The organism is Promicromonospora sp. NPDC057488 (assembly GCF_042802395.1).
GTDB lineage: Bacteria > Actinomycetota > Actinomycetes > Actinomycetales > Cellulomonadaceae > Promicromonospora.
This window is the reverse complement of the sequence record NZ_JBHVEG010000240.1, coordinates 1-7,796: the sequence shown is the minus strand read 5'-3', so window position 1 is coordinate 7,796 and position 7,796 is coordinate 1. Positions and strand designations below refer to the sequence as shown.

The 7,796-nt window shown below is 72.5% G+C and carries 7 protein-coding genes; 4 read left to right on the top strand and 3 right to left on the bottom strand.

Annotated elements, in window-relative coordinates:
* Positions 1-334: 334 nt before the first annotated feature.
* Genes ACFU5G_RS27895 through ACFU5G_RS27885 form a run of 3 tightly spaced genes read right to left on the bottom strand, consistent with a single transcriptional unit; the run spans position 335 to position 3,085 of the window.
* Positions 335-772, bottom strand: a complete 438-nt coding sequence (locus ACFU5G_RS27895; protein WP_377252014.1) for a VOC family protein — start codon at positions 770-772, stop codon at positions 335-337.
* A gap of 32 nt (positions 773-804) precedes the next feature.
* Complete coding sequence (locus tag ACFU5G_RS27890) at positions 805-1,566, bottom strand: SDR family NAD(P)-dependent oxidoreductase (protein ID WP_377252012.1); 762 nt, start codon at positions 1,564-1,566, stop codon at positions 805-807.
* Between the two features lie 43 nt (positions 1,567-1,609).
* Positions 1,610-3,085, bottom strand: coding sequence for an aldehyde dehydrogenase (locus ACFU5G_RS27885; protein ID WP_377252010.1), 1,476 nt, complete (start codon positions 3,083-3,085; stop codon positions 1,610-1,612).
* Positions 3,086-3,294: 209 nt separating this feature from the next.
* Here ACFU5G_RS27885 and ACFU5G_RS27880 point away from each other — a divergent pair, with 209 nt between their 5' ends.
* From ACFU5G_RS27880 to ACFU5G_RS27865, 4 genes are read left to right on the top strand one after another with little or no spacing between them, the layout of a single operon-like run.
* On the top strand, positions 3,295-4,662 hold the full coding sequence (locus tag ACFU5G_RS27880) for a glycoside hydrolase family 125 protein (protein WP_377252008.1): 1,368 nt from the start codon (positions 3,295-3,297) through the stop codon (positions 4,660-4,662).
* On the top strand, positions 4,659-5,546 hold the full coding sequence (locus ACFU5G_RS27875) for a carbohydrate ABC transporter permease (RefSeq protein WP_377252006.1): 888 nt from the start codon (positions 4,659-4,661) through the stop codon (positions 5,544-5,546). The genes ACFU5G_RS27880 and ACFU5G_RS27875 overlap by 4 nt, the downstream gene beginning before the upstream one ends.
* On the top strand, positions 5,543-6,490 hold the full coding sequence (locus tag ACFU5G_RS27870; protein ID WP_377252004.1) for a carbohydrate ABC transporter permease: 948 nt from the start codon (positions 5,543-5,545) through the stop codon (positions 6,488-6,490). The genes ACFU5G_RS27875 and ACFU5G_RS27870 overlap by 4 nt, the downstream gene beginning before the upstream one ends.
* 22 nt (positions 6,491-6,512) lie before the next feature.
* A complete protein-coding gene (locus ACFU5G_RS27865) occupies positions 6,513-7,766 on the top strand; it encodes an ABC transporter substrate-binding protein (protein ID WP_377252002.1) in 1,254 nt (417 codons plus the stop codon).
* Positions 7,767-7,796: the final 30 nt, after the last annotated feature.

The window sequence follows — 7,796 nt, the reverse complement described above, 5'->3', positions numbered from 1 at the left end:
GCACAGGCCTGTGCCGACCTCGAAGCCAACTGCCGACGTCGGCGAACTGCCGACCTGGGGGCTGCCGAGGTCAGTGGACTGCCGACGTCGGCGAACTGCCAACCTGGGGGCTGCCCGCCGTCCGGCGTCGGCCGGCGCAGGCGGCCTGCGGGCTCGTTCCCTTCGAGACCTAAGTTTCTTCGCTTTGAGCCGCCGCAAAGCGAAGAAACTTATGCCTCGAAGGGGGAGGCTCTGCGGAACTGCCGACCTCGGCTGGGCTGCTGGACTCAGGCCAACTGCCGAGCGCTCGTGCAGACTGCCGAGCGTTCGGGCGAACTGCCGAACTCGCGCGGGCCTAGTCCAGGCAGAACTCGTTGCCCTCGACGTCCTGCATGTTCTGGCAGGACTCGTTCTCCCCGTCGGCCAGCAGCAGCGTCCCGCGCGTCGCGCCGATCGCCTCCAGGCGGACGGCGTGGGACTCCAGGGCGGCCAGGCGCTCCTCGCCCACCAGGCCCCGGCCCACCTTGACGTCGAGGTGCACCCGGTTCTTGACGACCTTGCCCTCGGGCACCCGCTGGAAGAACAGCCGCGGGCCCACCCCGTTCGGGTCGCTCGCGCCGAACCACGAGTCCCGCTTCTCCTCGGGCAGCGAGAGGGAGTACTCCTCCCACGTGGCGAAGCCGTCCTCCGACGGGTCCGGCGGGACATACCCCAGCGCCTCGCACCAGAACCGGCCCACGCGCTCGGGACTGGCACAGTCGAAGGTGATCTGGACTGGCTGCACGGTCGTCATCGGCACACCATAGGACGCCGATGGCGCCGGGATCACACTGATTCCTTGGTGACGCTCCAGCCGCCGTCGACGTTGAGCTCCACGCCCGTGATGAACGACGCCCGGTCGGAGCAGAGGTAGACGATCGCGTCGGCCACCTCGGCGGCCTCGCCCAGCCGGCCCAGCGCCGTCGCCGCGGCCGCGCCGGCCCGCTCGTCCTCGCCGACGCCGTCCCAGTGCGGCGTGAGCACGGGCCCCGGCAGCACGCTGTTCACGCGCACCGCCGGGCCGTACTCGGCCGCGAGCTGGCGGGCCAGCCCCGTCATCCCCGCCTTGGCCGACGCGTACGCGGCCCGGCCCGGCAGCCCGAAGTGCGCGTGCACCGAGGACACCATCACCACCGCCCCGTTGCCCGACGCCGACAGGTCGGGCAGCAGCGCGCGCGTCGCCAGGTAGGCCCCCGTGAGCGTCACCCGGATCTGGCGCTCCCAGCTCTCCGGCGGGGTGTCCTCCAGCGAGGCGACGCGGCCCGCGTAGGCGTTGTTCACCAGGATCTGCGGCCGGCCCAGCTCCGCGCGGCACGCGGTGACGGCGTCGGCCCAGGCGGCCTCGTCGGCGACGTCCATCACCGACGCGGACGCCCGGTGCCCGGCGGCGCGCAGCTCGTCCCGCAGGTCCAGCACGGTGGGGGAGACGTCCACCAGGAAGACGCCGGCGCCGTCCTCGGCGAGCCGCCGGGCCGTGGCCTCGCCGATGCCCCGGGCGGCGCCGGTGACGACGGCGGTCCGGCCGTCCAGGGGGAGCTCACGCGTCATGACCAGGGCCTTTCGTCGGGGACGTACCGCCGCAGGCTACCGGTCAGATCGGGTACGCCCGCGACCCCGCCTGGACCGTGATCCAGCGCAGCTCCGTGAACTCCTCGATCGCGGCCCGCGAGCCGAACCGCCCCCACCCGCTGGCGCCCACGCCGCCGAACGGCATCTGCGGCTCGTCGTGCACCGTGGCGCCGTTGACGTGGCAGATCCCGGACCGGATGCGGCGCGCGACGTCCAGCGCGGCGGTCACGTCCCGCCCGAACACCGCCGCCGACAGCCCGTACTCGGTGTCGTTGGCGATCCGGACGGCGTCGTCGGTGCCGTCGGCCTCGGTGATCGACACGACCGGCCCGAACGACTCCTCGGAGTAGATCCGCATGCCGGGGCGGACGCCGCGGACCACGGTGGGCCGCAGGTAGAGGCCGTCGGCCGTGCCGCCGGCGATCACCTCGGCGCCCTGCTGCTGGGCGTCGGCGACCAGGTCGAGCACGTGGTCGCGCGCCGCGGCGTGCACCATCGGCCCCACCTGCGACTCCGGGTCGTCCGGCGCGCCCACCGCCAGGGCCGCGGCCCGGGCCGCGAGCCGCGCCGAGATGTCGTCCGCCACGGACCGGTCCACGATCACCCGCTCGGTCGACATGCAGACCTGCCCCTGGTTCATGAACGCGCCGAAGCTCGCGGCGGCGGCCGCCTCGGTCAGGTCGGCGTCGGGCAGCACTACGAACGGGGCCTTGCCGCCCAGCTCCAGCAGCACCCGAGTCAGGTGCCGGCCGCCGAGCTCGCCGATCACCCGGCCCACCCGGGTCGAGCCGGTGAAGTTGACCCGCCGCACCGCGCGGTGCGCCACGAGCGCCTCGACCACGGCGGGCGCGTCCTGCGGCGCGTTGCTGATCAGGTTGACCACCCCGGCCGGCGCCCCCGCCTCGCGCAGGACGTCGACGATCGCGGCCTGCGTGCGCGGCGTCTGCTCCGAGGCCTTGAGCACCACGGTGTTGCCCAGCGCGAGCGGCATCGCCACGGCGCGCACGCCCAGGATCAGCGGCGCGTTCCAGGGCGCGATGCCGACCACCACCCCGGCGGGCTGCCGCACGCCGTACGCGGTCAGGCCCGGCACGTCGGACGGGATGATCTCGCCGACGGCGGAGTAGGCCTGCGCCGCCGCCTCGGCCAGCATGCCCGTGGCCACATGCACGTTGAACTCGCACCACGGCCGCGTCGCGCCCATCTCCTGGCTCATCACCGCGGCGACCTCGGCGGCGCGCTGCCCGAGCAGGTCGGCTGCGCGCCGCAGCACCTCGCGCCGGGCGGCCGGCGGCAGGCCCGACCACGCGGGCAGGGCGGCGGCCGCGGCGTCGGCCGCGCGACCGGCGTCCGCGACCGACGCGGCGGCCACCCGGGCGACCGTCTTGCCCGTCAGGGCCTGCACGAAGTCGGTGTACCGCCCGCCCTCCGCGGGGACGTACCGCCCGTCGACGAACAGGTCGGCGGTGGGGACGGGGGAGGTCTCGCGTTCTGACATGGCTGCTCCTCGTCGAGACGGCCGCCCTCGTCGTCGAGGGGGCACCACCGAGTATTCCGCGAGCGCCCCGCCACCGTCTTCTCCTATTACCCCTATTGCCAACGTTGACATAGAAGTTATTCGCTCCTACTGTTCACGCAGGCCGGACCAGCGTGGGTCCGGCCGGCAGCACTCGTGAAGCAGGAGCAGGAACGAACGATGGGGTTCGAATGAGCTACGTGACAGGCAGCGCGGCACCGGAGTCCGGTACGGCCGCGCTCTACGACCCGGATGTCCTTGAGGACCTGGTCGCACGGGTGGGCGAACGGCTGGGCAGCGAGGTGGCGGACGCCGTCGAGCGCTGCATGGCCGACACGCTCGCGCGGACGATCACGCCGCACCCGGACGGCACCGCCTTCGTGATCACCGGCGACATCCCGGCCATGTGGCTGCGGGACTCGACGACGCAGCTCGCGCCGTTCCTGCACCTGGCGGCCGACGACGAGCGCCTGGCGGACACGATCGCGGCCGTCTCGCGGCGGCAGCAGGCGTCGATCCTGCGCGACCCGTACGCCAACGCCTTCAACGACGGCCCCACCGGCGCCGGGCACCGGGACCGCACGGGCGACCCGGCCACGGGCCAGTCGCCGTGGGTCTGGGAGCGCAAGTACGAGATCGACTCGCTGGCCTACCCGGTCCAGCTCGCCCACGACCTGTGGCGGGCGACGGGCCGCACCGACCACCTCACCGAGATCGGCCAGGTCGGGCGCACGGTCGTCGACCTGTGGACCACGGAGCAGCGGCACGCGGAGGCGTCGCCGTACACCTTCGAGCGGTCCGACTGCCCGCCCACCGACACCCTGGTGCGCGACGGTCGCGGCCCTGAGGTCGGCTTCACGGGCATGACGTGGGCGGGCTTCCGGCCCAGCGACGACGCCTGCCGGTACGGGTACAACGTGCCGGGCAACGCGCTCGCGGCGACGGCGCTGCGGCAGCTCGCGGAGCTCGCCACCGCCGTCCTGCACGACGACGGCCTGGCCGCCCGGGCGGACGAGCTGCGCGCCGAGATCGAGCGCGGTATCCGCGAGCACGGCGTGGTGACCGGCCCGGCCGGCGTGCCCGTGTACGCGTACGAGGTGGACGGCCTGGGCGGCGTGCTCCTGGCCGACGACGCCAACACCCCGAGCCTGCTGTCCCTGCCGCTGACCGGCTGGTGCGACCCCGACGACCCGCTCTACGCCGCGACCCGCGACCTGGTGCTCAGCGACGCCAACCCGTACTACTACCGCGGCTCGGCGGCCTCAGGCATCGGCAGCCCGCACACCCCCGAGGGGCACGTGTGGCCCATCGCGCTGGCGATCCAGGGGCTGACCAGCACCGATCCGGCCGAGCAGCGCGCCCTGCTGGACCTCATCCTGGCGACCGACGCCGGGACGGGCGCGGTGCACGAGTCCTTCCACGCGGACGACCCGGGCACCTGGACCCGCGAGTGGTTCTCGTGGGCCAACTCGATGTTCTGCGAGCTGGCTCTGGAGGTCGCGGGGCTGCGCACGCACCGCCGTCCGGCACCGGGGAACGCGCACCGGGACACGCCGTGAGCGCCGCCGTCAGCGCCACCCGGCGGCAGCAGACCATCAGCGCGTGGATCTTCCTGGCCGTGCCGGTCGCGCTGTTCGCGGTGTTCCTGCTGCTGCCGGTCGTCATGGCGGTCGGGCTGAGCCTGACCGACTACGCCGTCATCGGCGACTTCGAGTGGGTGGGCCTGGACAACTACGCGCGCATTGCGGGCGACCCGATCTTCTGGGTGGCCGTGCGCAACACCGCGCTCTACACGGTGCTGTACGTCCCGGCCGGCCTGCTCGTCGCGCTCGGCACCGCCCTGCTGCTGAACCGCAGCACGCGCACCGCCCGGGTGTTCCGCACCCTGTTCTACATCCCGGTGGTGTCCTCGACCGTGGCGACCGCGGCCATCTGGTTCTGGCTGCTCAACCCGCAGTACGGGCTGCTCAACGCGGCGCTCGGCTGGGTGGGCATCGACGGGCCGGCGTGGCTGTACGAGTCGCGGTGGGCCATGGTCGCCATCGTCATGATGAGCGTCTGGGCCGGGTTCGGCGCCAACATGATCATCTACCTGGGCGCGCTCCAGGGGGTGCCGGGCGAGCTGGTCGACGCCGCCCGCGTCGACGGCGCCGGGGCCTTCCGGGTGTTCTGGCACGTGACCCGGCCCTCCATCTCGCGGGCCACGTTCCTCATCCTGACGCTGCTGCTGATCGCCGCGTTCCAGGTGTTCGACCAGGCGTACGTGCTGACCAAGGGCGGCCCGGGCAACTCGACGCTGACCCTCGTCTACTACATCTACGACCGGGGCTTCGGGCGGCTGGAGATGGGCTACGCCTCGGCGCTGTCCTTCGTGCTGTTCCTGGTCATCCTCGTCTTCTCCGTGGCCAACGCCCGGATCACCGGACGGGAGAACGACCGATGAGCGCCGTCACGGCCGGCCCCGTCCCGGCCGGGCCCGTCCTCGCCACGGCCCCCGCGCCGACGTCGGACAAGCGCCCGCCGACCGCCCGGAGCGTCGTCGGCAAGGTCGTGTGGACGATCGCCGTCGTGCTGATCAGCGTGACCACCGTGCTCCCGCTGATCTGGACCCTGTCCACGTCGCTCAAGCCGGAGGGCGAGATCCTCTCGTCCTACCTCCAGGTGGTCCCGGACAACCCCACGCTGGCGAACTACGTGGCGCTGTTCACGGACGGCCCGTTCGGCCGGTACCTGGCCAACTCGGCGGTCATCGCGCTCGGCGGCGTGGCCACCAACCTGTTCTTCGGCGGCCTGGCCGGGTACGCCCTGGCCAAGCTGCGCTTCCGCGGCCGCGGCGTCGTCTTCTCGCTGTTCCTGGGCTCCATGATGGTGCCGGGCATCATCACGATGGTCCCCACCTTCCTGGTGCTGCGCCGGTTCCCGCTCGTGGGCGGGAACGACCTGTTCGGCGAGGGCGGCGCGGGCTTCATCAACAGCTACGGCGCCGTGCTCATCCCGTTCGCCGCCGGCCCGTTCGCCGTGTTCTTCATGCGCCAGTTCTTCCAGGCGCTGCCCGACGAGCTCGGCGACGCCGCCCGGATCGACGGCGCGAGCGAGTTCCGCATCTTCTGGAACATCTACCTGCCGCTGGCCCGCGCGGGCCTCGCGGTGCTGGGCGTGCTGACCTTCCAGGCGGGCTGGAACAGCTTCCTGTGGCCGCTCATCGCCCTCAACGACCCCGAGATGCTCACCGTCCAGGTGGGCCTGGCGGGATACGTCAACGAGTACCAGACGCAGTACGGGCCGCTGCTGGCCGGCACGATCCTGGCGAGCCTGCCGGTCCTGCTGGTCTTCGTCGTGGCCCAGCGCTACATCATCGAGAACTTCGCCCACTCGGGTACGAAGTAGCACCCTGCAAAGGAGCAGAGTCATGAGGTCAGCAACACGGATCGCCGGGGCCCTCGTCGCGGCGGCAGTCATGGCCGGGGCGCTGAGCGCCTGCGGCAGCGCGTCCGACGGCGGCTCGGGCGGCGGGCCCGAGGAGGTCACCTTCTGGGGTTCCTGGTCGGGCGCCCAGGCCAAGCAGCTCCAGGCGCAGGCCGACGCCTTCAACGAGTCGCAGGACGAGTACGAGGTCAAGTACGTGGGCCAGGAGCTCGTCGAGGAGAAGCTGCTCACGGCGCTCGCGTCGGGCAGCGTGCCCGACGTCGTCCTCTGGGACCGGTACAACACCCCGCTGTACGTGCCGAAGAACGCGCTCGCGCCGCTCGACGAGTACATCGAGGCCGACGGCGTCGACACCACCCAGTTCTACGACCAGGCCATGGGCGAGCTCGTCGTCGAGGGGGAGACCTACGGCCTGCCGCTGCTCGTGGACAACCGCTCGCTCTTCTTCAACACCGAGCTCCTCGCGGACGCCGGCGTCGAGCCGCCGACCGACTGGGACTCCCTGAAGAAGGCGGCCGAGGCGGTCACCGAGCGCGACGGCGGCAAGCTGTCCGTGGCCGGCTTCGCGCTGGACGACCCGGGCCTGTTCAACATCTGGCTCCGGCAGGCCGGCGGCCAGATGTTCAGCGACGACGGCGCCACCACGGCGTTCAACAGCCCCGAGGGCCTGGAGGTCCTGGAGTTCTGGCAGGGGCTGCTCGACGCGGGCGTCTACGAGCCCGGCTTCGGCGAGGGCGTCGACTCCTTCGCGGAGGGCTCCACCGCCATCAAGTACGACGGGCCGTGGGCCCTGACCGCGCTGGACGAGGCCGAGGTGGACTACGGCATCGTGCAGCCGCCCGTCGGCCCCGACGGCGGCCAGGGCGCGGGCATGGGCGGGTTCGGCCTGGTCATCCCGTCCGGTGCCCAGCAGCCCGACGGCGCCTGGGAGTTCATCAAGTGGTGGACCACCCAGCCGGAGAACGGCGTGGACTTCGCGAAGATCTCCGGCTGGATCCCCGCGAACGTCGAGGCCGCCAACGACCCGTACTTCACCGACGACGACCGGTACCAGGCCTTCATCGAGACGATGGAGTACGCCCAGGTCCGGTCCAACATCCCCGGCGCGTCCGACGTCGAGGGCAAGGCCCTGATCCCCGCCCTGGAGAAGTTCCTGGGCGGCGAGACCGACGCCGCCACGGCGCTGCAGGAGGCCCAGGAGCTCGGCGACCGGATCCTGGCCGACAACGCGCAGTGACCCGGCCGTGTGCCGCGCGTCCCCACGGGG

Coding starts and splice junctions, on each gene's coding strand:
- ACFU5G_RS27890 (WP_377252012.1), bottom strand. CDS start 1,566: ATGACGCGTGAGCTCCCCCTGGACGGCCGGACCGCCGTCGTCACCGGC.
- ACFU5G_RS27885 (WP_377252010.1), bottom strand. CDS start 3,085: ATGTCAGAACGCGAGACCTCCCCCGTCCCCACCGCCGACCTGTTCGTC.
- ACFU5G_RS27895 (WP_377252014.1), bottom strand. CDS start 772: ATGACGACCGTGCAGCCAGTCCAGATCACCTTCGACTGTGCCAGTCCC.
- ACFU5G_RS27880 (WP_377252008.1), top strand. CDS start 3,295: ATGAGCTACGTGACAGGCAGCGCGGCACCGGAGTCCGGTACGGCCGCG.
- ACFU5G_RS27870 (WP_377252004.1), top strand. CDS start 5,543: ATGAGCGCCGTCACGGCCGGCCCCGTCCCGGCCGGGCCCGTCCTCGCC.
- ACFU5G_RS27865 (WP_377252002.1), top strand. CDS start 6,513: ATGAGGTCAGCAACACGGATCGCCGGGGCCCTCGTCGCGGCGGCAGTC.